At 59.8% G+C, this 25,486-nt stretch carries 20 protein-coding genes; 11 read left to right on the forward strand and 9 right to left on the reverse strand.

Features of this window, described 5'->3' with window-relative positions; translation table 11 throughout:
- Nucleotides 1–26: 26 nt before the first annotated feature.
- Nucleotides 27–3,638 (forward strand): indolepyruvate ferredoxin oxidoreductase family protein, encoded by a 3,612-nt coding sequence (locus tag ACTHN9_RS11820; RefSeq protein WP_440536947.1) that lies wholly within the window; start codon nt 27–29, stop codon nt 3,636–3,638.
- Nucleotides 3,639–3,734: 96 nt separating this feature from the next.
- Here ACTHN9_RS11820 and ACTHN9_RS11825 read toward each other — a convergent pair whose 3' ends face one another.
- The 3 genes from ACTHN9_RS11825 to ACTHN9_RS11835 all read right to left on the reverse strand — a co-directional run bounded on the left by ACTHN9_RS11825 (nt 3,735) and on the right by ACTHN9_RS11835 (nt 8,143).
- Entirely contained in the window at nt 3,735–4,934 is a 1,200-nt protein-coding gene (locus tag ACTHN9_RS11825; RefSeq protein WP_440536948.1) for a branched-chain amino acid ABC transporter substrate-binding protein, read from the reverse strand.
- A gap of 251 nt (nt 4,935–5,185) precedes the next feature.
- Entirely contained in the window at nt 5,186–6,457 is a 1,272-nt protein-coding gene (locus ACTHN9_RS11830; protein WP_440536949.1) for an EAL domain-containing protein, read from the reverse strand.
- A 378-nt stretch (nt 6,458–6,835) separates the two neighbouring features.
- A complete protein-coding gene (locus tag ACTHN9_RS11835; RefSeq protein ID WP_440536950.1) occupies nt 6,836–8,143 on the reverse strand; it encodes a solute carrier family 23 protein in 1,308 nt (435 codons plus the stop codon).
- A gap of 498 nt (nt 8,144–8,641) precedes the next feature.
- Here ACTHN9_RS11835 and speD point away from each other — a divergent pair, with 498 nt between their 5' ends.
- The 9 genes from speD to ACTHN9_RS11880 all read left to right on the forward strand — a co-directional run bounded on the left by speD (nt 8,642) and on the right by ACTHN9_RS11880 (nt 17,432).
- On the forward strand, nt 8,642–9,055 hold the full coding sequence (gene speD, locus ACTHN9_RS11840) for an adenosylmethionine decarboxylase (RefSeq protein WP_440536951.1): 414 nt from the start codon (nt 8,642–8,644) through the stop codon (nt 9,053–9,055).
- Between the two features lie 40 nt (nt 9,056–9,095).
- A complete protein-coding gene (locus tag ACTHN9_RS11845) occupies nt 9,096–9,977 on the forward strand; it encodes a spermidine synthase (RefSeq protein WP_440536952.1) in 882 nt (293 codons plus the stop codon).
- Nucleotides 9,961–11,079, forward strand: a complete 1,119-nt coding sequence (locus ACTHN9_RS11850; protein WP_440536953.1) for an amidinotransferase — start codon at nt 9,961–9,963, stop codon at nt 11,077–11,079. The genes ACTHN9_RS11845 and ACTHN9_RS11850 overlap by 17 nt, the downstream gene beginning before the upstream one ends.
- Nucleotides 11,080–11,093: 14 nt before the next feature.
- Nucleotides 11,094–12,515, forward strand: a complete 1,422-nt coding sequence (locus tag ACTHN9_RS11855; RefSeq protein WP_440536954.1) for a phenylacetate--CoA ligase family protein — start codon at nt 11,094–11,096, stop codon at nt 12,513–12,515.
- Nucleotides 12,512–13,822 (forward strand): ATP-grasp domain-containing protein, encoded by a 1,311-nt coding sequence (locus ACTHN9_RS11860; RefSeq protein ID WP_440536955.1) that lies wholly within the window; start codon nt 12,512–12,514, stop codon nt 13,820–13,822. Before ACTHN9_RS11855 ends, ACTHN9_RS11860 begins: the two co-directional genes overlap by 4 nt.
- Nucleotides 13,823–13,907: 85 nt before the next feature.
- The gene (locus tag ACTHN9_RS11865; protein WP_440537010.1) at nt 13,908–14,858 is read left to right on the forward strand and encodes an ATP-binding cassette domain-containing protein; all 951 of its coding nucleotides are present in this window, start codon (nt 13,908–13,910) and stop codon (nt 14,856–14,858) included.
- A 74-nt stretch (nt 14,859–14,932) separates the two neighbouring features.
- The gene (locus tag ACTHN9_RS11870; protein WP_440536956.1) at nt 14,933–15,667 is read left to right on the forward strand and encodes an ABC-2 family transporter protein; all 735 of its coding nucleotides are present in this window, start codon (nt 14,933–14,935) and stop codon (nt 15,665–15,667) included.
- Between the two features lie 37 nt (nt 15,668–15,704).
- Nucleotides 15,705–16,436 (forward strand): ABC-2 family transporter protein, encoded by a 732-nt coding sequence (locus tag ACTHN9_RS11875; protein ID WP_440536957.1) that lies wholly within the window; start codon nt 15,705–15,707, stop codon nt 16,434–16,436.
- A gap of 96 nt (nt 16,437–16,532) precedes the next feature.
- Nucleotides 16,533–17,432 carry a fatty acid desaturase family protein gene (locus tag ACTHN9_RS11880; protein ID WP_440536958.1) on the forward strand — a complete coding sequence of 300 codons (900 nt, stop codon included), beginning with the start codon at nt 16,533–16,535 and terminating at the stop codon, nt 17,430–17,432.
- A 153-nt stretch (nt 17,433–17,585) separates the two neighbouring features.
- On the opposite strand, the gene ACTHN9_RS11885 is transcribed toward ACTHN9_RS11880, so the two are convergent.
- The 6 genes from ACTHN9_RS11885 to ACTHN9_RS11910 all read right to left on the reverse strand — a co-directional run bounded on the left by ACTHN9_RS11885 (nt 17,586) and on the right by ACTHN9_RS11910 (nt 24,447).
- On the reverse strand, nt 17,586–18,299 hold the full coding sequence (locus tag ACTHN9_RS11885) for an autoinducer binding domain-containing protein (protein ID WP_440536959.1): 714 nt from the start codon (nt 18,297–18,299) through the stop codon (nt 17,586–17,588).
- A 276-nt stretch (nt 18,300–18,575) separates the two neighbouring features.
- Entirely contained in the window at nt 18,576–20,132 is a 1,557-nt protein-coding gene (locus ACTHN9_RS11890) for a methyl-accepting chemotaxis protein (RefSeq protein WP_440536960.1), read from the reverse strand.
- A gap of 176 nt (nt 20,133–20,308) precedes the next feature.
- Nucleotides 20,309–21,541, reverse strand: a complete 1,233-nt coding sequence (locus tag ACTHN9_RS11895; RefSeq protein ID WP_440536961.1) for an MFS transporter — start codon at nt 21,539–21,541, stop codon at nt 20,309–20,311.
- A 219-nt stretch (nt 21,542–21,760) separates the two neighbouring features.
- On the reverse strand, nt 21,761–22,183 hold the full coding sequence (gene copM, locus ACTHN9_RS11900) for a CopM family metallochaperone (RefSeq protein ID WP_440536962.1): 423 nt from the start codon (nt 22,181–22,183) through the stop codon (nt 21,761–21,763).
- A gap of 215 nt (nt 22,184–22,398) precedes the next feature.
- Nucleotides 22,399–23,643 (reverse strand): NRAMP family divalent metal transporter, encoded by a 1,245-nt coding sequence (locus tag ACTHN9_RS11905; protein WP_440536963.1) that lies wholly within the window; start codon nt 23,641–23,643, stop codon nt 22,399–22,401.
- An 87-nt stretch (nt 23,644–23,730) separates the two neighbouring features.
- Nucleotides 23,731–24,447, reverse strand: a complete 717-nt coding sequence (locus ACTHN9_RS11910; protein ID WP_440536964.1) for an MgtC/SapB family protein — start codon at nt 24,445–24,447, stop codon at nt 23,731–23,733.
- Nucleotides 24,448–24,865: 418 nt separating this feature from the next.
- Here ACTHN9_RS11910 and ACTHN9_RS11915 point away from each other — a divergent pair, with 418 nt between their 5' ends.
- A complete protein-coding gene (locus tag ACTHN9_RS11915) occupies nt 24,866–25,465 on the forward strand; it encodes a TMEM175 family protein (protein ID WP_440536965.1) in 600 nt (199 codons plus the stop codon).
- The last annotated feature ends 21 nt before the right edge of the window (nt 25,466–25,486 follow it).

Here is a 25,486-nt window from a genome sequence, read left to right on the forward strand (position 1 = left end):
GCCCAAAAGGATGAAGGAGACACACCATGACCGCCCGCCTGCCGATCGACGGCACGCCCGCTCTGTCCGAGTACAAGCTCACCGATAACCTCTCGGCCACGCGCGGCCGCATCTTCCTCACCGGCACGCAGGCGCTCGTGCGCATCATGCTCGCCCAGCGCGAACTCGATCGCGCCCAAGGGATGAATACCGCCGGCTTCGTCAGCGGCTACCGCGGCTCGCCGCTCGGCATGGTCGATCAGCAAATGTGGAAGGCGAAGAAGCTGCTTGACGCCGCCGACGTGCGCTTCTTACCCGCCATCAACGAAGAACTCGGCGGAACCGCCGTGCTCGGCACCCAACGCGTCGAAGCCGATCCGCAGCGCACCGTCGATGGCGTCTTCGCCATGTGGTACGGCAAAGGCCCCGGCGTCGACCGCGCGGCCGACGCGCTCAAACACGGCAACGCGTACGGCTCGTCGCCGCACGGCGGCGTGCTCGTCGTGGCCGGCGACGACCACGGCTGCGTCTCTTCGTCGATGCCCCATCAAAGCGACTTCGCCATGATGGCCTGGCATATGCCGATCGTGAATCCTTCGCATATCGGCGACATGCTCGAATTCGGCGCCTACGGCTTCGCGCTCTCGCGTTTTTCCGGCGCGTGGGTCGGCTTCAAGGCGATTTCGGAAACGGTCGAATCGGGGTCCACGGTGGACCTCGACGCCCTCACGATGCAGTGGCCCGCGCCCAGCGATTTCACGCCGCCGGCAGGCGGCTTGCACAACCGCTGGCCCGATCTGCCGAGCCTGACGATCGAAGCGCGGCTCGCGGCCAAGCTCGACGCCGTGCGCGCGTTCGCCCGCACGAACAGCATCGACAAGTGGATCGCGACGAGCCCGCGTGCCGACATCGGCATCGTCACCTGCGGCAAAGCGCACCTCGACCTCATGGAAGCGCTGCGCCGGCTCGATCTGACCGTCGCCGATCTCGATGCGGCCGGCGTGAGGATCTACAAAGTCGGCCTGTCTTTCCCGTTGGAGACGACCCGCCTAGAGACGTTCGTCGACGGCCTCAAAGAAGTGCTGATCATCGAAGAGAAGGGGCCGGTGATCGAGCAGCAGATCAAGGATCATCTCTACAATCGTGCGCCGAACGAACGGCCCGTCATCGTCGGCAAGCACGACACGCAAGGCCGGCCGCTGCTGTCCGCGCTCGGCGAACTGCGCCCCTCGCGCGTGCTGCCCGTGTTCGCCGATTGGCTCGCGCGCCATAAGCCGGCGCTGGACCGGCGCGAACGCGTCGTCGATCTCGTCGCCCCGCAGATTCTGTCGAACGCGGCCGATAGCGTGCGCCGCACGCCCTACTTCTGCTCCGGCTGCCCGCACAACACCTCCACCAAAGTGCCCGAAGGCTCGATCGCCCATGCCGGCATCGGCTGCCACTTCATGGCCTCGTGGATGGAGCGCGACACGACCGGCCTCATTCAAATGGGCGGGGAAGGCGTCGATTGGGCCTCGCACTCGATGTTCACGAAAACGCCGCACGTTTTTCAAAATCTCGGCGACGGCACCTACTTCCATTCGGGCATCCTTGCGATCCGCCAAGCGGTCGCCGCGAAGACGAACATCACCTACAAGATTCTCTATAACGACGCCGTGGCGATGACGGGCGGTCAGCCCGTCGACGGCAGCATTTCCGTCCCGCAGATCGCCCGGCAAGTCGAAGCCGAAGGCGTTTCGCGCTTCGTCGTCGTCTCTGACGAACCGGAGAAGTACGACGGCCATCACGGCCTGTTCCCGGCCGGCACGACGTTCCACCATCGGCGCGAACTCGATGCCGTGCAACGCGAGCTGCGCGAAACGGCCGGCGTGACCGTGCTCATCTACGATCAAACCTGCGCCGCCGAAAAGCGCCGCCGCCGCAAAAAGGGCGAATTCCCCGATCCGGACAAGCGTCTTTTCATCAACGAAGCTGTGTGCGAAGGCTGCGGCGATTGCGGCGTGCAATCGAATTGCTTGTCGGTCGAACCGGTCGAGACGCCGCTCGGCCGCAAGCGCCGCATCGATCAGTCGTCGTGCAACAAGGATTTCTCGTGCGTGAACGGCTTTTGCCCGAGCTTCGTCACGATCGAAGGCGGCAAGCTCAAGAAAGCAGCCGGCGCGGCGTTCGACGAAGCCGCGCTCGCGCGCTCGGTCGATGCGTTGCCCACCCCGCACACGGGCCTCGATGCGGCGCCCTACGACATCCTCGTGACCGGCGTGGGCGGCACCGGTGTCGTGACGGTCGGCGCGTTGATCAGCATGGCCGCGCACCTCGAAGGCAAGAGCGCATCGGTGCTCGACTTCATGGGCTTCGCGCAAAAGGGCGGCTCGGTGCTGTCGTTTGTCCGCTTCGCGGCGCGCGACGAATGGCTCAACCAAGTGCGCATCGATACGCAGCAGGCCGACGTGCTGCTCGCCTGCGACATGGTGGTCGGCGCAAGTGCCGACGCACTGCAAACGGTACGGCATGGCCGCACCCGCATCGTCGTCAATACGCACGCGATCCCGAACGCCTCGTTCGTGAGTAACCCGGACGCCGATTTGCACGCGGATGCCCTGATCGAAAAAATGCGCCACGCCGCCGGCGCCGAGCGCATGTCGAGCTGCGACGCCCAAGCGCTGGCGGCCAAGTTCCTCGGCGACACGATCGGCGCGAACATCCTCATGCTCGGCTTCGCCTGGCAGCTCGGCCTCGTACCCGTCTCGCATGCCGCGCTCATGCGTGCGATCGAGCTGAACAACGTCGCCGTGCCGATGAACAAGCTCGCTTTCGCCATCGGCCGTCTAGCCGCCGGCGCGCCCGATGCGCTCGATGCACTATGGGCCGAACGCCATGCCGCCCGTGCCATCCACGCCGCGCAAGCAACGGGCGAGCAACCGGATGCGCCGCTCGATCTCGATGCGCTCGTCGCCGATCGCGAGGCGCGTCTTGCCGCCTATGGCGGCCCGGGCTACGCCCGCCGCTACCGTGCGCTCGTCACCGCCGCGCGCGAAGCCGAGCGTCGCGTGCCCGCCGCGAACGTCACGCGCGCCGTGGCGACGACCTTTTATCGGCTGCTCGCGGTGAAGGACGAATACGAAGTGGCGCGCCTGCATACCGACGGCACCTTGCGCGCCGCCTTGGAAGCGCAGTTCGAAGGAACGGCCGGCAAGGACTTCCAGGTAAAGTTCAATCTCGCGCCGCCTTCGTTGGCCAAAGCGAAGGCAGGCGAAGTGCCGAGCAAGAAGACCTTCGGCCAATGGATGTGGCCGGTGCTCGGGGTGCTCGCGAAGTGGCGCGGCTTGCGCGGAACCGCACTCGATCCGTTCGGCCGCACCGTCGAGCGCCGCATGGAACGCGCGCTGGCCGACGACTACGAGACGACGATGCACCGCGCCTTCGCCGTACTCGATGCTGTCAACGCCGACGACATCGCGGCACTCGCCGCGCTGCACGCCAAAGTGCGCGGCTACGGTCACGTGAAGCTACGCAACCTCGCCAGCGTCAAGCGCGCGGAGCGCGAACTGGCCGCGCGCCTCGCGCTGGACGCGGCGACGAGCGCGGCCGTTCGTCAAGCGCTCGATGAAATGAAGGGTGCCGGCTCGCTGCGCGGCATTCCCGTGGTCGTCGCGAAGTAAGCCCCGGGGCTCGGGCCTAAACCAGGGCCCCGGTGTGCGGGCGGACGCGCGCAAACACGGCGCGTCCGCCCGCACGTGCGCCCATCCACTCAAGCGCTACTTCGGCGCAACCCAGCGCCCGCCGGGTTCGAGCTGACGATACGGCTGGAACTTCCCGCCTTCCGCGATCACCGCCATATAGACGGCATGGCTGCGGTCGCCTTTGTCGTTGAAAGTGATGTCGCCCGTCGCCCCTTTGAAGTTCGAGATCTTGTGCAAGGCCGCGACAATGTCGGCGGGCTTCGTCGATTTCGCGTCGGCGATCGCCTGCGCCGTCACGGACACAGCATCGTACTCGTAGATCGAATAAGGGCCGGGCGTCGTATCGGCACCGTAGGCCTTCTTATAGTCGGCGATGAAACGGCGCGCCTTCGGGTTCGTCAGGAATTGCGGCAGCGGCGCCGTCGTACAGATCATCCCTTTGGCGGCGGGGCCGGCCGTTCGAATCAACGAGGGATCGGTGGTGCCGTCGCCCCCCATGAGGGTTTTGACGGGCAGCTTCAACTGCCGAACGTCCTTCGCGAGCAAGGCCGCCTCGGGGTAATAACCGGTGTAGTAGACGACATCGGGCTTCAAATCGCCGACGCTCTTGGCGACGTCGGCATAATCCATTTGCCCGGGCGTCACCGCGTCGTTGTACACCACGTCGAGGCCCTGCTTCTTCAACGCATCGACGGCGTTATCGGCCAAGCCCTTCGAATAAGTCGTGTTGTCGTTGATGACGGCCACCGATTTCGCGTGCAGCACCTCCTTCATGAACTTCGCCGCAAACGGTCCTTGTTCGTCGTCGCGGCCGATCGTGCGAAACGCATCGTTCCAGCCCTTCTCGGTGAGTTCGGGATTCGTCGATGCATCCATCACGTAGGCCAGATTCGCGCCATGAAACACGCGCAACTCGGGCAACGCCGCGCTCGAACAGTAGCCGCCCGCCACCGCTACCACCCCTTTGCCGACTAGGGCTTGCGCGGCACCGGCCGCGGTATCCGCGTCGCATTGATCGTCCTCGGGCACGAGTTCGATCTTTTTGCCGAGCACGCCGCCCTTGGCGTTGATGTCGTTCGCGGCGAGCTGCGCACCGTTCAGGATGTCCTTGCCGGCCGTCGAGTAGCTGCCCGAGAGCGGCACGGGCACCCCGATCTTGATCGTCTCTTGCGCATGAGCGGCGTTGGGTGCGATCGCTATCGATAATCCGAGCGCGCCCGCAACTTGCCGCAGACGATCGGATACGCGCGATGTACGCAAATGCCGAACCATCATGAGTCTGCTCCTTGTGCTTGTTATCGGTGGGAGCGCGTCTCGGCCTCGCGTGCGAGGAGAGTCGAATCGCGGTCGCGGCGCGCGTGTCCTACGAGTAGCGATCCGTAGCAAACCACGCGCCGCGAGCGCTCGAACGGGCGATGCGCCGGTCGCGCCTATTCAGATGATAGGCGCCGGGGCGGACAGATCAAGGCTGAGCAGCGAGGCGGCGGCCGCGATGGGCGCACGCGCCCCGCCCGCCGCCAATGGCGCTAGTCGTCTTCCTGCCAATCGATATCGCCGCACAAAACGCATAGACGTTCATCGATTCGCACGGCCATCGACAGCGTGACGCAAGGTAGTGCTTCGTTGATCGACAGGTACGGCCTTGTCGCATGGATGCGATCGGGCGCATCGATGGCCGCATTGAAATACGGCCGGCGCATCCAATTGGCACCCTGTGCGTCGGCCACCGGCGCGAAGCGCGCCTCCCGCCCCGCGCGATCGGCGCGCAATACGACGTTGCGGCCCGCTTGCCGGCCATGCTCGTCGAGTACGAAGCAACGCGCCGCGTGATCGAGCGCGAGGAAGTTCCAGCACACTTCCTCGATGGGCTCCCCTTGAGCCAGGCGTTCGCCCACGCGGTCGAATGCTTGCAGATACGGGGCGAGGCGGCCGGCACGCACGCGTTCGCGCGCTTCGGTGAGCGTGCGATGCCGCTCGGCCAGCGCCGCGATGCGATCGGCTGCGTAGACGCTGTCGGCCGCGGCGGGGTTCGGGCGCCCGAAGTAAAAGCCTTGAACGAAGTCCACGTCGCACGAGAATGCGAGCTGCGCTTCGTGCTCCGTCTCGACACCTTCCACGAGTACGAGCTTGCCCGCTTCGTGCAACATCGAGACGAAGCCCGGCAAAATCGCCGCAGCCTGCGTCCGGTGCGCCGCTTGCGAGAGCATCATGCGATCGACCTTGACGATGTCGGGATCGAGCTGCCAGATCCGCTCCAGATTCGAATCGCCGGCGCCGAAATCGTCGAGCGCGATCAAAAAGCCCTGCTCGCGAAAGCCTGCCGCCTCCTCCGCAAGCTTGTCGAAATCTTCGGCACGGACGGCTTGCAGCTCGATCACGATACGTCGCGGCGACAGCTCCAGGCGATCGAGATGCGCGCGAAACGCGGCGGCGTGGTACGAATCCGCCAGTGCGCCGGCGTGGACGTTGAGAAACAGCCACTCGCGCTCGGCCCGCAGCGTCTTGAAGTTTTCCAGATGCAGGGACTGAGCGAGGCGGTCGACGTAGTGCAGTTCGCCATGGCGCGCGGCATCGCCGAATACATCGAGCGGCGGCACGGGGCGATCGAAGGTGTCATGCGCGCGCAACAAACCCTCGTAGCCCACGGCGCGCATGTGCGACAAGCTGAAAATCGGCTGAAATACGCTCGTGAGCGTGAAGTCGCGGTGGCGCAGCACATGACGCTGCGCGATCGTCGTCGACTCTAATTGGGCCGTCGGCGCGCGCGCGGCGGCCTCCTCGCGGACGGGGCTCACCATGGCGACCTCCCCGCACCGATGGCACGGATAGTACGAACATCTCGAACGCCGCATGTCGGCCGGCGGCGCAAACGGCGCTGAAAGCGAAAGGCAAAAACCATCATCGACGGGCTCCCTCGATCGTTTTTAATGTAGTGGCCGCCGCGATGAAAGCAAGCTTTATGCGCACGCTCGGCCTTGCGCCGAGGTAGGGCATACGCTTTCCGGCGGCGCGCGCCGCGGGGCAGGCTGGGTATCGAAGGGAAAGGGAGGGAAAAGGCCGCGCGCGTCAGCGGCGGCGGGCGTGTGCGGAGTGACGCGCGAGTTGCCGCGCGGTGCTGCCGCGAGCCGCTCGCACCAGTGCGGTGCAAACGGGCTCGCTATGCGCGCGCGTTTCGATCAAAGCACCGGGCCGCGCGCCGATTCGCGCCGAAGCAGCGTATAGAGCAAGATCGCGCCGAAGGTGGCGGTCCCGATCCCGCCGAGGGCGAAGCCGCCGATCTGCAAAGAGAAATTGCCGGCGCCGATCACAAGGGTGACGGCGGCGACGATCAGATTGCGGTTATCGGAGAAGTCCACCTTGTTGACAACCCAAATGCGCGCGCCCGTCACCGCGATCAGACCGAATACGACGATCGACACGCCGCCGAGCACGGGGCCCGGGATCGTTTCGATCAGCGCGCCGAACTTCGGCGAGAAGCCCAAGATGATCGCGATGAGGGCGGCCACGACGAACACGATCGTCGAATAGATTTTCGTGACGGCCATCACGCCGATGTTCTCGGCGTAGGTGGTCACGCCCGTGCCGCCGGCAAAACCCGACACGATCGTGGCGAGGCCGTCGCCGACGAACGCTCGGCCGATATAGCGATCGAGGTTTTGCCCGGTCATGGCGCTCACGGCCTTGATATGCCCGAGGTTTTCCGCGACGAGAATGACGGAGACCGGTGCCAGCAGCAACATCGCATGCGGATCGAACACGGGCGCCGAGAAGTGCGGCAAACCGAACCAGGCGGCATGGGCGACGATGGAGAAATCGACCGGCTTGCCGAGACCGAGGCCGTTGGTCAAGACCGCATAGATCGCGTAGGCGATCACGAGCCCAATCAGAATGAGCAGACGCTGCACCATGCCGCGCGTGAACACGGCGACGATGCCCACGCTGAGGACGGTCATGATCGCCATCCAAGAATCGAACGTCGATCCGCTGACGCTCTTCACCGCGATCGGCGCGAGATTTAGGCCGATGACGGCGACGATCGAGCCCGTGACGGCGGGCGGCATGAGCGCCTCGATCCATTTCGTGCCGACCGCGCCGACGATGAGGCCGATGATCGCGTAGACGACGCCGCAGGCGACGATGCCGCCGAGCGCCACGGGCACATTTAGGTTGGGGCCGTGCCCGGCATAGCCCGTCACGGCGATGACGAGACCGATGAACGAAAAGCTCGAGCCGAGATAACTGGGCACGCGTCCGCCTACGAGCACGAAGAACAGCAGCGTGCCGATGCCGGACATGAAGATGCATAGGTTCGGATCGAAGCCCATCAGCAGCGGAGCGAGCACGGTCGAGCCGAACATCGCGACGACGTGTTGCACCCCCATGGCAACCGTCTGCGGCCACGGCAGACGCTCGTCGGGCGCGACGACGCGTCCCTCGGCGGCGCGCGGCGCAAGACGCCAGCGCGGAAAATAGGATTCGGCCATGCTTGTTGGGCTCCTTCTCGCGTACGTGGGGGGTTGCGCCGCCTCATTGGGGCGGCGCATTGGAATCACGCGAGTTTAAGGACGGCAATAAGCGGTGACAAGCGATTGACATGCGGTCGAGTGCAGAGGACCGGGTGGCCCGGGGAAGACGATCGAATCCGGTGCCGAACTCTATGCACGCCGACGCATGCGGTGTCCATTTCTGCACGCCGGGCTCTCACCAATATTGATGCCGACGGTTGAAGTTAAAGCGGATCACCTCGAACGCCCGTCAAACATCGACGCAGACTTCCGCAGCTTGCGCTCCGAGAATTTTCTCAATTTTTTTGGCAACACTGCCAGTTGAAAATAGTAAGAAGCGTTGACATTATTCGTCCACGTGCTAGCAAGAACCGATCATATGCCAAATGTGTCGCAAGATGCTGAACAAGATAATACGACAACAATTGATCACACTTTTCAACACCACATCGATTTTCGGCTTGATAAGGAAGAACCTTGGATCCGACCACCGTACGACAGCACTCTGCAAGAAAACATTTTCATCAGCGTAAACCGCTTGACATCGGCAGTTTCGCCGGAATGCATCTTATGGCGGAGCTATATGGGGTTGACGGAACCATTCTCGACGATAGCCAATTTCTTACCTCCTCGCTCGCAAATGCAGTCGCGCAAAGCGGTGCAACTCTCTGCGGCATGCAAACCAAGCAATTTACTCCATCCGGTGTAACGATTGTCGCACTGTTATCGGAGTCGCATGCATCGATACACACATACCCGGAAAAGCGCGCGATGTTTCTTGACATCTTCACATGTGGGGAATGTCGCCCACATCTAACATTGGCATCGCTGATCGAGTCCTTGAAACCAACGGATTGGAATTCAACAGAAATCAGGAGAGGAAATGAATAGTACCTCACACGCAACGCCATCGGTTTGGGAGCGCGACAGTATGAATGTCATCGAGCAAGTCGCCCCGGGTTTGACGCGCACATGGGCGCTCGAACGCGTGCTTTACAAAACAACGAGCCCGTTCCAAGACATTCTTATCGCCGTGTCATCGCAGGGAATCAGTCTCTTTTGCAACTCCGAACGCCAAAGTACTGAAGCCGCACAGCTTGCCTATCACGAAGCACAGGTGCTACCGGCCGTGCTTCTAGCCGACAAGATCGACTCCGTGTTGGTAATCGGCTCCACTGAGGGCGTCGCTAGCGAGATCGCAGTATCGGCGGGCGCCAAGAACGTCATCCATGTCGACATCGACGAACAGTGTCTTTTCGCGTGCTCGGAGTTTCTCCCCTATGGTTACACAAAGGATCAGTTACGGAACGCACGCGAAAAAATCGGTCCGGTGCACGTCGTAGTGCAGGACGGATTGGAGTATGTCAAATCGGCGCTCCAAAGTGGACTTAAATTTGATGTCATCGTCGTTGATCTGCCGGACGAAGATGTGCACTGCCGTGGCCAGCAATGCCGATTGTACGATGCTGACTTTCTTCGCATGCTCAGTGACCTTCTTTCTCCTGGCGGCGCTGTGATCTCGCAAGCGGGCAACTGCTGCCTTTGGAGGCAAGAAACTTTGATTCGATCGTGGGTTCGGGCTAACGCAATTTTTCCGTGCGTAGTTTACTTCGGATCCGACGAGCATGATTGGAGCTGGATCGTCGCTCGTAACGATTCGTGTGATGATGCGGTTCGCCGTATGAGGGAAAAATTGGCCACGCTTCCATATCAACCACAATATATCGACGAAGCATCCCTAGTCCGAAGCACGATTACTCCTAAGTCGCTACGAGATTCTATCAAGCGAGGCCAAAATGTACGACAGCGTTGAAAATTCTCGCGCCGATCTTCAAGCCGCAGAGAAGTGGCCTCAACCTGATCCCTCACGATCACCAGTCAGCGTATTTACTGAATGGGACCCGCTTGAGGAAGTGATAGTCGGAATCATCGACGACATCCGGGTTCCCGACTGGGACCCGAACCTAAATGCGGTGATTCCGGAAAAGGCCGCGAGCTTCTTCCGGGCGCTCCCTGACAGGTTTCCTTCGGATCTCGTTGCATTGGCCAAACGCGAAGTTGATCAGCTGGCGTCGCTGCTTTCGTCAGAGGGCGTTGTCGTTCGTCGACCCGATGAATTTAATCATCGAAAAACCATTTCAACACCTTACTTTTCCACGAATGGCGGCTTTTATTCGGCGATGCCGCGGGATTGCCTTTTTTCGATGGGCAACACCATTATCGAGGCACCAATGGCTTGGCGAAGCCGATATTTCGAGACGTTTGCCTTTCGTTCAATCTTACAAGACTATTTTGATCGCGGAGCGCATTGGATATCCGCCCCAAAGCCCATGCTGAAGGATGACCTTTGGAATCTTTCCCACGAAAAATCGTTCTTCGATTCAGTAATTAGAGATGATGAACCGCTTTTCGATGCTGCCGATTTCGTCCGATTGGGGAGAGACATCATCGGCCAGCGCAGCCACGTGACGAACCGGAAGGGCGTAGATTGGCTAAGGATGGCGCTGGGGCCCGAGTTCACGGTCCACGTTTTTTCGTTCGACGATGCTTCGCCGATGCATATCGATACAACTATCTTGCCGCTCGCTCCTGGAAAGGTGTTGGTGAATCGAGCATGGGTGAGTCGGCTTCCCGATATTTTTCGGCACTGGGACGTTTTGACGCCGCCCGCCTCCACGCTTCCCGATAGTCATCCGCTGTATATGACGAGTAAATGGATTCATAGCAATGTGCTGATGCTTGACGAAAAACGAGTAATCGTGGAGGCACAGGAGGAACACCTGATCGCCAGCTTCACGCGCTGGGGGTTCACTCCAATACCCTGTTCGTTTCGTCATTTCCAGAGCCTGGGCGGCTCGTTTCATTGTGCCACGCTGGATGTGCGGAGACGTGGCCGACTTGATAACTACCTTTAAATGGAACGCGCGAAATGACGACCGATGTCTACGATGTGTTGCGCGCCGACTACGGCTTGACCGAAATTCGCAAACACACAAACCTTATCAAGCTATCGCAGCCCGAAACAAATCGGAGGCAAGCGGCGATGCTCGGCTTCTGGAATGCATATCGCGACGAGTTCCGTGAACGATTGTTCGCGTCCCGCCGTGAACTCGACACCTGGAAGCTACGTCAATTGCAGCGTCTGGTTGACTGGGCGTACACCACTTGCCCGCTCTACCAATCTCGATTCGCAAGCGCTGGATACGAGCTGGGCGGCATTCGGTCATTTCGTGATTTCGAATCCCTACCGATTTTGACGCGAGATGATGTGATCTCTGGATATCCAGGTGCCATTGTTTCGGCGGGATTTGACGCGTCGGGTTGTAGGCTCGTAGGATCTTCAGGTTCGTCTGGAAAGCAGGTGCAATTGATCGTCGAGCAAGACCGTGCGGATCTTGACACGCTTCTAAAGTACCGGATGTTTGAGCATGCTGGAAACTTTCGTTTAGAGGCGGACGATTGGCTATACAACGTTCACCATGCGCCTTGGTGGCATACGTCGATGCTTGGCGACTACCGAGTGTTTTCGGTCACGCAAGACTGCGATCCCGAGAACCTTTTACGTCATGTGGCGCTGCTTCGCCCCAAGGTCATATCGTGTACAGGAAGTTACCTCAGTAAGCTTGCGCCCACGTCCTGTACGCTGGCTAAACACGGCGTAGCGCTAGTGAGCACCAACTCAGAATCCACAACCAGTCGGGAGCGAATGCTTGCCGAAGCAGCGTTAGGCGTCCCCGTTCGCGACGAATACTCGTCCGAGGAGATTGATCTCATTGCCACTGAATGTAGTGCGGGGAGATATCACGTCGTCGAAGACAACGCCTACGTTGAGATCCTTAGTCCAGAGACGAATGGCACTGGGGCAGTTGTTGCTACGGACCTATGGAACCGCGCGATGCCGATGATCCGCTACGACCAGGGAGACCTCGCAGCGTGGTCATCCAGTCCAGTACGTTGCGCCTGCGGCAGCGGCTTCCGCCAACTGTCGGCGGTGCACGGCCGGGCTAACGATGCATTCCGCACATCCACAGGGGCCGTTATTTCACCGGCAAGCGTGTTGCATGCCGTAGAAGAGTACTTCTGCATGGGCGATACGGGATTGAATGAATTTCGAGTGATCCAGAAGACCCTCTGCGCAATCGAGGTGTTGTTCGTCGGCGGTGAGAGACAGCAGAATTTCGGCGCTGCAATAGAAGGGTTTTCAACCCATCTCAGCGACTTGTTCGGATATCGGATCGATGTGAAGGCTGTCCCGGTCGAAGCATTGCCGCCCGCACCCAGTTATAAGCGCAAGACGTTGTTCTGCGACCTGGCGCCGGGGACCCTGTTGGATCAGGGTCCGGAATCATGAGCCATCGTTCCGTCAGAATGAACATTCATCAGACCACCGGTGCGCGTCCAGCGCAAGCCAACCTTTGCAAAGCATCGGCGGCCGAGAAGGTCGCGGTGGTTTCGTCGTCAGCGGATGCGATGACAAGAATCCGCTCATACGTGCGAGCAGGAGTCCTACCCCAATGCAAGTACTTTGCGTTTGAGGAGACGTTCGGCAGGAATGTCCGCACCAAGCCCGAGCATGAAGGCGTGCAGGTTATTGACTTTATGGAGAATGAGGTCGTCGCGGCGGAAATCAGGGAGTTCGTGAACCGATTCCGCGTCGACCGAGTGGTCGCTGTTGACGAGTTTAGCGTCTGCATCGCCGCGGCACTCAGGGAGGAAGCCCGATGCTGTGGCGCGTCGCCCGGCACAGCGCGTCGCGTTCGAGACAAGCTCTTGATGAAACAGCTAGTCGCGGAGGCTGGTATCGCGATCCCTCGACAATACGCGCGGGAAGATTTGGAACGCGGAAATATTTCCTTTCCTGTCGTAGTGAAGCCACGGTCGCTCGCCGGATCAGTTGGCGTCGTTGTCCTTAGGTCCTTGGAACAAATCGATCTAGCCAGCCTTACCATGGCTACGTCCGCTGTCGAGTATTCCGACATGTCGGAGAAGCAGCTGCATGTCGAAGAGTTCGTCGATGGGGATCTGTTCCACCTAGACGGGCTGGTTCGCACCCAAAAGGCCATTTTTGTTACCGCGTCCAGGTATATCGGCACACCCCTCGGGTACTTAGGCGGTAAGCCGGTGGCATCGACGACAGTCAGCGCAGTGGAGTGTAGCGAATGGCAACCGTTTGTCGATCGGTGCCTAGACGCCCTTGGGGTGCCTGACGGCGCGTTTCATCTAGAGGCCTTCATCCGACCGAGCGGAGAGCGTGTGTTTCTTGAACTTGCCGCACGCCCCGGTGGCGGTCCTATTAGGCGCACCATCGAGTTGGCGCAAGGTGTTGACTTGCTGCTAGAACATCTTCGGCTGCAGTTGGGGCTCGACACAACATTCAAAACAGCGAACCTACCCGTCCGTTGCGGCGGCTGGGTGATATTTCCCAAAGCCCATTCTGAACCACACGGCCACCACGTTACTCACGTTATGTTGCCCCCAAGAAAGCGCTTGAGCACCGTCGTGGAAATAGCCGCCCCCGACGTTGGCGCCGATGCTTCAGGCCCATTCTTCTGCCACGAGGATAACCTCGGTCAATTCATTCTGATTGGCGGCTCCGAAGATGTTCTCAACGATGTGAATTTCATTTTGAAACACTATGCCGTTGAATATTCGAGATAGAGCTAATCACCCCCTGAGCATCGTTGCAAATGGGCTGTATAAAAGCTATGTAGTTAAGCACCCGCGCAGTGGTTTTCGGGGGCGTATGCTCGATTTGGTATCCCCGAGACTATCACGCAAGGCGGCGGTAACGAATTTGAGCATTCGGTTAGCGAAGGGTGAATGTCTCGGATTACTCGGACCTAATGGCGCGGGCAAGTCGACAGTGGTTAAGATGCTGTGCGGCATCCAGACACCCGACGAAGGTTCTGTTCGCGTACTTGGTTACGCTCCATATGTGCGGCAGCCGGATTTCTGCCAACGGATCGGTGTTGTATTCGGCCATAAATGCTCGTTGTGGTGGGATTTACCCGTCGCGTCGAGTTTCGCGTTCTGTCGGTCGCTTTATGCCATTCCGCGTACGAAGTTCGAGCGAAAGATGTCCGAGCTTACGCACAGCCTTCGCCTGGAGCGGATTTTGAACCAAGCAATTCGCTCGCTGAGCCTTGGTGAACGGGTAAAGGTTGAGCTTGCTTGTGCAATGCTTCATGAGCCGGATTTGCTTATGCTTGACGAACCAACGGTTGGACTGGACATCCAAGCGAAAGCAGAACTTCGAAATCACCTCAACTGGGTCAAGCGTGAATTGGGCACCTCTATCTTGTTGACGAGCCACGACCTTGGCGACATAGAAGCTTGCTGCGACCGGGTCGCTTTACTCAATAATGGGACAATCGAGCTCGAATCAACATTGGACGACTTCCGTCATCAACTATCCGACGACATGGAATTCAGGATTGAGCCCATATCGACCGGGTACGGTGCGGGGGACCTAGTGTACTTGCGCGAGTGGCTTAAGAAGCATACTAGCAGTGCGCCAACCGACATCGCCGTCGGTGAGCCGACGACATTTTATATTCCTCGACAGGACACCCCCGAAGCAATACAAGTTTTGGTCAGCCTTTCTAGCGTTCGCTTCGAAATTCGTCGCATCTCATTTGAACGCGCATTGCTGAACTATTTCAGAGACGACAAAACAAGCGGAGATGCGCCATGAATCTCCGGACGCGCAGCGTTCGCGCGATTTCGTGTAGTCGCGCAGCATGCCACAGTTTGTTTCAAGACAGAGCCATGCTGCTGGCAGACTTTGTAATCGCCACTTCGATTCCATTCATAATTCAGATCTTGGTTTGGAATTTCATATTTCGCCATGACGAATCCATCACCATCCACGGATTTTCGCAAAAAGATATTATCTTTTACTACGCGATTGCCCTAACGATGGGGCGCCTAAATAACGGGTACGACGTTATTCGACAAATCTCCGAGCATCTCGATGCCGGCACCATTGAGCCGATGATAACGAAACCTTTATCTGTACCCGTGCGCCACTTTTATATCTTCATCGGGGAGAGCCTAGTGTACCTCATCCCGGTAGGCGCATCACTAGCTGCCTGCGCCTACTACTCAAATGAAAATGTGTGGAGCTACGGCCTAGTTGCCCTTACCCTTATCATGATCGTGTTATCGCAAGCAGTAACGTACCTCTTGTCACTTACCATCGGGCTTGTCGCTTTTTGGCTAACAAAACCCGATTTTCTTTGCTCTCTTCATATAATTCTATTGGCGGTACTAGGCGGAACTTGGTTACCCGCAAGTCTGTGGCCGACTTGGTTGGAGCCAGTTATGGCAGGGAATCCATTCTATCTTCAGATAGGAGCGATCGCCGATTTTTCGGTACATCCAAATTATGGTTTTGCATTTCACATAGTTGCTTTGCAACTGCTTTGGACCAGCGCCCTCATGCTCGGATCCTGCGTATTTTGGCGACTAGGAATAAGGCGCCTTGCAAACACGGGCGGCTGACGTGCGCTCATTTTTCACACTGATACGCGCGGCGTTCATGCAGCAGATCACTTGGCGCATGAACATTGGACTCGATCTCACTCTATCGATTGTGTTCTTTATATTTCAAGTAGCGTTTTTCGATCGACTATTTACCTTTTCCAATGACCTTGCAGGATGGAACCAAGAATTCATGTATGTGATATTTTTTGCGTACGCGATAATTAATTTTTTAAGCGGAGCTTTCTTTGATTCTATCGAAGAATTTTTTCGTCAAGTACATCACGGAAAAATCGACGGTCATTTGGTGCGCCCGGTTCCAATCCTATCAACGATGATCTTGCGATGGTGCAACCCCATCAAAGCGATTCTGGCCGTCATCATCGGCATTGTCGGACATAATATTTATCTACTAAACCTCTCACCCTCCTTGGAAAAAATTATCCTCTTCTGGTTTGCGATAGCTCTGTCAGTCGCGGCGAATATCGGATTTTTCTTAATACTCCATCTACCAACCCTCATGTTAGGGAGAGTTCCGCCGGCGGACTATATACAATCTGAAATTCGACAAATGTCGATGTTGCCAATTGGCATTCTCCCCCCAAAAGCAATTGCCCTGACATTAACCCTACTCCCCATCTCCTGCGGAGCTTCGGTGGCCGGCCATGCATTTCGGTTTGGAATTGATTTCGTCATAGGATTATTTGTGCTCGGGGTCTCCGCTCTCGTCATGTTGACATTTTTTTTAAGTCGCATAAGCTTGCGCCGATGGGATAGTTTCGGAGGATAGGATGCCAAACGGCATCCCGCGCCGACCAGGTGCAGCGCCGTGCTTTATGAGGTTAACTTCACACTAATTTTTCACTAAAAAATGATAGTAGACCGCATGTCGAATATGGAAATTGAAACGATCCATTCATTGAACACAAAGAAATCAACACCGATGGCAGGCTTCATCGCCGCCACCCACATCACCGCCATCGCATCGAGCGTAATACTGGGTGAACTGGCGTTTCGTCTTAGCATTTTCGCTTCGATGCCGATCTCGGTGCTTATTATCATATTTGTTGGAACGCGATTCCGCGCCATCAACAATATGTCACACGAATGTTGTCACTCGACCTATGCGACATCAAAATCAGTTAACGATTTCTTTGGCCATATATTCGCGATTTTTGAGCTTTCGTCTTTCCGTGTCGTGCGACTGGAACATGCCACGCACCACCAACATCTGGGCGACTATGATCGCGATCTAGACTTCAAAGATCTGAAACGGTTCGAGTTTCACAAAGAAATTACCCGGTCATCATTGAAGCAACACATAACAAATGCAATTCTTTGTCGGCATTTGCGCGAATATCTCTTTGTGCGGCTTATCGACCAAACAGAGCCACTTTGGGCGAAATGCGCGCGCACTCTTGTTCTGATCGCGGTATTTGTTGCCTTTGTTTTTTACCCGCTTTCGGTATCAGCTTTTTTGATCGCACCATTCTTAACGACATATAGAATGCATAAGTATCTGACCGACTACATAGACCATGGCGGCCTATTGAACGAACGTGTCGCCATGAGAAAGACGCGAAATTTTGTATTGAAGAACGCGATTTTGAGATATATCTTCTTTCCGCGAACCGATTGCTATCACCTGGTTCACCATCTTTTTCCATTCCTAAGCGTCGAATCGCTGCCGTTAACCCACAGGTTTCTCATGCGTACAGTTCCCGCATATGCTGCCATGACACATGACGCCGATGCACAAATAGAAGCCTGGTTGCGCTTAGCGTAGTGTTCGTGCGTCACGCGAACGAAGTCGCGGTGCCGGCCCGACCTCAGGCGACAGTCCGGCGCATTGATTCTCATTGTACAAATTGAGGTTGTGGGACACGAACACGCGCGCGTCGTCAGCGAAAAACGGACGCGCCCACTTTCTGACATGGCGCTAAAGCAGGCCCATGACAGTCGCGCGCACGGTCGCCTGAATTTTGTTAGTCGCATTCAGCTTGACCAGGATGTTCCCGATATGAAAGTTGACGGTGCGAGTCGCAACACCTGTGATAGACGCGACTTCAGAGGCCGTCTTCCCCAAGGCAGTCCATCTCAGAATCTGCAGTTCTCGGTCGGACAAAGAAATCATCTCATCGAAACAGGGGCTTTCAAGATTTCTGAGCTTTGCGTGGGCTAGTCCGCTTATCCAGGCTAACCGTGGCGCGACGAACTCAAATTCTGCCGGCGTTATCGGCTTCGATTCTCGTGCCACGCTCAACAGGCCGAACATCGACATACGATCCCATGTTGGATGTGCAAGCCCGACTCGCAACCCGCAGTCGGCCGCTTCCGCCCATAGTCGGTCCCCACCCGCAGATCGGGCTTCGGCCCAGTTAATTGTTGTGAGACGCGTCTCCGCCAGCAACACGGACGTGTCGATGGACAGGAAGTCTTCTTCCAAGTAGTGGTGCATCCAGCCAGGCGGATAGTTGCTGAGCACACGGACCTCGTCATAATCGAGGGTACGATGTGGCCTCGCCCCATAAGACCAATGCTGGAATCCAAGCCGTGCCGTCACGGCTTCGATAGCAGAAACAACCTGAGAGCTTTCGTTTGCGGTTTCTATTCCATGCAACAAGTCGACCCACGACGTCTGACGCAAATCCATCCAGAGGCACCTCGAAAAATTCCGAGAAGCGTATCTGACAACGCTGCGATTGTTCGAAATGGGATAAAAATCAGACGTCGTTACCATCTTTCACTCGACCGATGCTGCGCCGCGGTTCCGGGATCGCCAATCAGCAAATTTGCGACGAGGACTTTGCGTCGAGCAACTACTGAGTGAGCCGGCTCGCAACCTGCGCAAGTTCATAGCCACCGTCCCCTCACAACGCAGGCGCCCACGCTGCTTTGGCTGGACCGCTTGCCAAGACAACAGCGGCCGTTACCCCCCGAGCTGAAATACCGCAACCGCCGATCGCAACTTCCCCGCCTGCTCCGCCATCGAACCGGCGGCCGCCGCCGCCTCCTCGACCAGCGCCGCATTCTGCTGCACCGTGCGATCCATTTGCGACACTGCAACGGTAACCTGCTCGATACCCTTGCTCTGTTCGCCCGACGCGGCCGAGATCTCGCCCATGATGTCGGTCACGCGCCGCACCGCATGCACGACTTCGCTCATGGTCGAGCCGGCCCGCTCGGCCAGTTCGGCACCGCTATCGACACTGGCCGTCGACGCTTCGATCAGCGTCTTGATCTCCTTCGCGGAAACGGCGCTACGTTGCGCGAGCGAACGCACCTCGCCCGCCACGACCGCGAAGCCGCGCCCCTGTTCGCCCGCACGCGCCGCTTCCACCGCCGCATTGAGCGCGAGGATGTTCGTTTGGAAGGCAATGCCTTCGATGGTCGCGATGATGTCGGTCATCCGCTTCGAGCCGTTCGCGAGTTCGCGCATCGTCTCGACAACCTCGCCCACCAAGCCCCCGCTCTTGGTCGCGATATCGGACGCCGCGCCGGCCAACGTGCTGGCCTGACGCGCGTTGTCGGCGTTGTGCCGCACCGTCGAACTCAGCTCCTCCATACTCGATGCCGTCTCTTGCAACGAAGCGGCTTCTTGCTCGGTGCGCTCGGACAGATCGGCATTGCCGCGCGCCAGTTGTTCGGATGCCCCCGCGATCGCTTCGCTCGAGCGGCTAATGCGCGCCACGATTTCCGCCAACCGCTCGCGCATATCTTTGAGCGCCCATAGCAGGCTCGTCCGATCGCCGGCGCGCGTCTCGATACGCACGGCCAGATCCCCCGCCGCGATCCGGCTCGCGATCTGCGCCGCATAGCCCGGCTCGCCGCCGAGCTGACGCGATAGTCGCTTGGCTATCAGCCACGCGAGCGCCCCGCCCGCAGCGAGCGATGCAGCCATGAACGCAAACATCATGGCGCGCATCGATTCGAAACGCGCTGTCGATTCGGCGACGCTGTCGTTGGCCACCTCGTGCTTGTAACGGATCGCCGTTTCCAGCGCGGCGCGCAACGCGTCGCTGGCGGCGATCACCCCTTGCACCATCGTGTTCTGATCCATGCCCGCCGGCATGGGCTCGGTGCCGATCTGAATCCGAATGTATTTGTCCCAAGCTTGCTCTTTCGTGCGGACGTCATCCACAATCGCCCGCCCTTGATCGTTCGTCACCGTTTGGCTGAAGCGATCGAGATCCTGATGGATGTTGACTAACGCGTCGGCCATGCGTTGCTGCAGGCGCTGCTTCGCAGCCGCATCGGCGGCGAAGCCGAGGTTCGCGCCGGAGAGGTCGGCGTCGAGCCGATATTTGTTGGTTTCCTCGATGGCATATAGACCGTCCATCTGCGAGGTCCCGAGGTCGAACGCAATGCCGTGCATCGTCGCGAGCCCCCATATGCCGACGCCGCCCACGATCATGCCGAAAGCGATCACGACGGCGAAGGCCAGCAATAGCTTGCTCAGCACCGTCATGTTGTCGAGTCGATTCATTTTGGCGTCCCCACCCGTTTTTCGGAAATGGCGCGCCCATGCACGATTCGAGGAACCGGCTAGCGCACCCTCTCGCTATTACGGCAGCGCGCTTGCGTCATTGATACGTATATTCCGCACATAAACAGCCGCTTATGGAAGGGTCGAATCCGACGGTGGACGCAAGCGGAAAGCCATCAAGCTGGGCGCTGGACCGAGCGCGCAGCGCCCGCGTATCCGATCGCAATCACGGCTGCGCCGATCACGGAAATGCCGACCCCGACCGGTGCGATTAGGCTCAACGCTCCGGCGAACGCGCCCGACATCGCCTCGCTCGTATTGGCGAGCGTGGAAAACAAACTGAAATGCTTACCGACGTTCGCTTCGGTGGATAAACGTTGAATGTTCGTCGGCAAAGTGACGTCGACGAACGCGCCGATACCGCCCAATACGAGGCATCCCGCCAATGTCGCGGGCACGCTCACCGCGCACAGCGGTAACAGCGCGAGTGCAAACCCGTACCAGCGCCAATAGGCCATGAGGTTCGGCGTGCTGAAATCGCGCGAGAGGCTGCCGCACAACAGCGCCCCGGCCATCGCGCCTAGCGCGAGAACGCTCATGGCGTAACCGATCACGCTATCCGCGAAGCCTTCGGCTTTAAGCATCGTCGGGATGAACACCCGCAGCGCCGCGCCGACGAACAGGATGCATAGTGCCGAACAGCCGATGCTCGCGCACAGGTCGCGCCTAACGACCGCCGCTCTCATCGTCGCACCGAAGTCGCGGTAAAGCCCAAGCAAGGTCACCGGTTCGCGCGTGGGTTCGGCCGGCGCCGGCACGCGCTCCGACTTCACTGCAACCGCCCGCCGGATGCAAAGCGCCGATACGCAATACGTCGTGGCATCGATCGCCAGGACGTAGCCTGGCTCGCCGACGAAGTAAAGCAACGTTGCACCGAGCGCCGGGCCGATCAGCCCCCCTAGGTCAGCCGCGGCTTGCACGACCCCGTTGGCCTGCGGCCAATGCTCGCGGCGCACGAGCCCGAGGATTGCGCCTTGAAAAGCCGGTTGAAACACGGTGCGAAAGGCCGTCATCGACATACCGACGAACGCAAGCGCCGTCACGCCGATCTGGCCGCTCGCCAGCGAGTAGCAGAACGCAGCGGTAATCGCCATCCGCGCCAAGTCGGCACCGATCATGAGCGATCGGCGCGGCCAGCGATCGGACAGCGCGCCGCCAAGCGGTCCCAGTACGACGTAGGGAATGAAGCGGACGCAATAGATCGCGCCCGAAAGCAAGACGTTCGCATGCGTGGCATGCAAGACCGTGATGATGAAGATGAACTCGTGGACGCCACCGCCGATTTGCGACAAGACATTGCCCGTCATCAATACGGAAAGGCGGCGCTCCTTGCGCAGCATAGCTAGCATTGCGCCTCCTCAGGACTCGGCGATGTCGCGCGGCCGCGCTTTTGTTTCAGATAAATTTATCTTGATTGGGCTAATTTAACAAACGCAGTGAATCGGCGAACCCGTTGGGTCTGACAGGTTGCGCGCGTTTAGTGGGATGGCTAGCGATTCTTGGGCGACTCACCGCCCAAGGGCTGTGCCGTACGGCCGCCCGCGACATCGCAGCGCGGGCGGCGGCATTCATCGATTGTCGTGCTTCTTTTGCCAACTCTTCATGAAGGCGATCTCGTTACGCTGGCTCGCGATCATGCGCGCGGCCAAGCGTTTGAGCTGCGGGTCCTTGCCGTACTTGACCTCGGTCTCGGCCATGTCGACGGCACCTTGATGATGAGGAATCATGTGCGCGACGAAATCCTCGTCGGTGTTGCCCGTATAGGCGGTGCCCTGCATCGCGCTCATCATGCGCTCGTCGGCCGCCTTGAAAGCCGCCGTGGAATCGCCGGCCGCCCCTTGGCTACCGGCCGGTGCCGATTGTGCTTCGGCGCGGCTGCTCGGGTTGGGCATCGAAGCCCCGTCTTGGGCGTAGGCCGATGGCGCAGCGGCGCCTACTACGCAGGCGGCCGCAAAAAGAAGTGAAGAACCGATCGTGCTCGTGCGGTGCATGCTGTGCCTCCTCGTTGACGAACGTGACGGTCCGCCCACGACGGACGGACCGAAAGGCTCGTTCGCCGCCGTGACGTCGAACGGCCCCCTCCCTGAACCGCACGTGCAGCAAATTGGATGCCGATCTCGTCGCACGCTCGATGAAGGCGCTCGATGCGTCGACGCGTCAATACGTCATGAGGTTCTTGTCGTTGTTCGCCACGATCGAGGCGACGCTAACCGAGCCAACCGGCTGCGGCCCCGGCAATGCCGGCCGTGCACACCGCCGCCGCGCACAGGCAAACGATCCATCGATAGGGGCCGCGCAGCCGCTGCGATCTCGGCAGCGCCACGACGGCCAGGCAGATCAGCGGGCCGACGACGAACGGCAGCAACAGCGCATTGACGACCTGTGCGGCGACGTTCACGGAGACGAGATCGGGCTGAATCCACACGATGCATGCGCTCGCGGCGACGGCAGCCGCATAGACGCCGTAAAACCCGCGCGCACGCGTTGGCCGCGCGTCCAGCGAGCCGCGGTGGCCGGTCACTTCGCTCAGGCCCCATGCAAGCGCGAGCGAGCAGACGATCGCGGCGACGAGCGAAGCCCCGAGCACCCCCACGCTGAAAATCAGCCTGCCGGCCTCTTCGCCCGTCACGCCGAAAAACGCGAATGCGATCTCGCCGACGCTTTGCAGTCCTAACGACCCGCCTCGCGAGGACAATGTCGCTGCCGCCGCGACGAGCACCGCGCCGGTCAGCGCTTGCGTCAACACCGCGCCGACCGCGGTTTCGACGCGCGCCGACCGGTAGTCGGACAAGGACTTTCGCTCGTCGGCGATGGCCGCTTGCTGATAGAAGATCATCCAGGGATTGAACGTCGCACCGATCAGCGCGGCCGCGAGATAGACGAACTGCGGCTGCCGCACGGGAAGGTCGCTCAACTGCCGCGCCAGCATCGGCCAATTGGGGCGCGCGTGCCAGGCGACGACGAAGAAAGCCAACTCGAACAGACCGATCAGCATGGCCACACGATCGACGCGTTTGTGCGAACCCGTCGATACAACCGCCAACAAGAGGGCGGCAGCGAGCGAAAGTGAAGCGGCCCGCGGCACGCCGACCATCTCGCCGATACCGGCGATGCCGGTGAATTCGGTCACGAGCGAACTCATCACGGCCACGACGAGCGCCGCGGCCGCGATCGCCGCCCATCCGCGCCCGAATCGTTCGCGCACGAGCGCGCCGTATCCGCGGCCGCTAGCAATCCCGAGCCGGACGCACAGCGCCTGCACCATATAGAGCGGAATGGCTAGCGCGAGCAGCAGCGGCAGCAGGCGGATGCCCCATTGCGCACCGCTTTGCGCGGCTGCGACGACATTGCCGGCGTCGCAGTCGGCCAGCATGACGAGCAAGCCCGGGCCCCATCCGGCGAGCGCGCGGGTGGTTCGGCGTAGACGGGCGGCGACAGGCGGCTGCGACATGGCGATCCGATCGCGCTCACGTGGTCATGTGGTTATGCGCTCACGCACGGGCGGCGCGCGACGCTCGGGGGCAAAGCGAGCACTCTATCACTCGAGGGTAGGCTCGGCGTCGAGCCCGGTCCAGCCGACGCTCGACACGCCTTTTTCCATGCTCAGCCGGCTCGCCATCTGCTCGAGCTTCGACTGGTCCTTCGGATGCAAACGCAACGTGGCGGTGACCTCGATGCGCTGCGGCTGATCGGGCATGTCGCGGCTCGTGAGGCTTTGAAACGAGAGCGGCGCCGACGACATCGGATTGCACAGCACGGCGCGCACGTGAATCTCGTCCTCTTCGCGGCACACGACAGTGAGCAGATATTGGCGCACGAGATCGGCCGCGGAGACCGGCGTGGCGTTGATCGTGCGGCTGACTTCGCGCAGCACCGTATTGGTGATCAGCACGAGGCCCGTGCCGACCACCGCGGGCGCGTAATGACCCGACCCGCACAGCACGCCGACGGCAGCCGAACACCAGAGCGTCGCGGCGGTGTTGATGCCGTGCACCGAGCCCTTCTCGCGCATGATGACGCCGCCGCCGAGAAAACCCACGCCGGAGACGACATAGGCGGCGATCCGCGTGACGCCGTCGGCTGCGGCGGTGCCATTGCCGGACACCATGCCGAGCGTGACGAACAATGCGGCGCCGCTGGCGACGAGCGTGATCGTGCGTAACCCCGCGGTGCGCTGACGAATTTGGCGCTCGAGCCCAATGGCCACGCCGCAGCCGAATGCGGCCAGCAGCCGCCAAACGAAATCGGACATCATAGGCATAACGTTCAATAGGTAATCCGCGCTCGGCGCGGTTGCGTTCATCCACGCGAGGGCGATGCTCGCGATCTGCCTCGGCTGCATGCGCGAGGGCACACGCGCCGGGACGCTCAAGGGTGCACGGGAAATATGACTGCGGCGCGCACCGAACCACCCGAAGGCAGGACGGCGGCTAAGTGAACGTAGCGCGGATATCCGGCCTGTTAGGCAGCAAAACCGTTCGAAGGTCGACTACTACAGGTATCCAAGACGCGAACCTCGCGCAAAATAGGGCCGCGCCATTCTATGCGGCCCCGAGAAGTTAAGTCAACACGAGCGAGCGGGGCCGAATTGAACCACAACTAGCCTTTGCGTCATCGTCGATCGGCGCGACAATGTGCGCGCCGGCCAGCCTCCACTACACCCACAACAAACGATGGAAAAGAATCGACTGGAAGCCTTCAGCGACGGCGTCATGGCCGTCATCATCACGATCATGGTGCTCGAATTGAAGGTGCCGCACGGCGAAACGCTGGCCGCGCTGTTGCAGCTATGGCCGATCGCGATGAGCTATATCCTCAGCTTCATCTACGTGGGCATCTATTGGAACAATCACCATCACATGCTGCAGGCCACACGGCGCGTGAATGGCGCGATCCTCTGGTGGAATCTGCACTTGCTGTTCTGGTTGTCGTTGCTGCCGTTCAGCACCGGATGGATGGGCGAGAATCACTTCGCACGCTGGCCGACGGTGCTCTACGGCATCAACCTGCTCGCCTGTGCGTTGGCATGGAAGGTTCTGGAGACCGGCCTCGTGCGCCATCACGGCCCCGACAGCTTGCTTGCGCAGGCGATCGGCAAAGGCCAGAAGAGCAAGACCTCGCCGCTGCTGTATCTGCTCGGCATCGGCGCCGCGTGGGCAGGCTATCCGAGCATCGGTCTCGCTTTCTTCGCCGGGACGGCGTTGCTCTGGCTGATTCCCGATCGCCGCGTCGAACGCCTCGTCGAGGCGCGCGACACGAACGAACGGGACTGACCGCCGGCTTGCGCCTAGCGG

The sequence above is a fragment of the Trinickia sp. genome (assembly GCF_051953405.1).
GTDB lineage: Bacteria > Pseudomonadota > Gammaproteobacteria > Burkholderiales > Burkholderiaceae > Trinickia.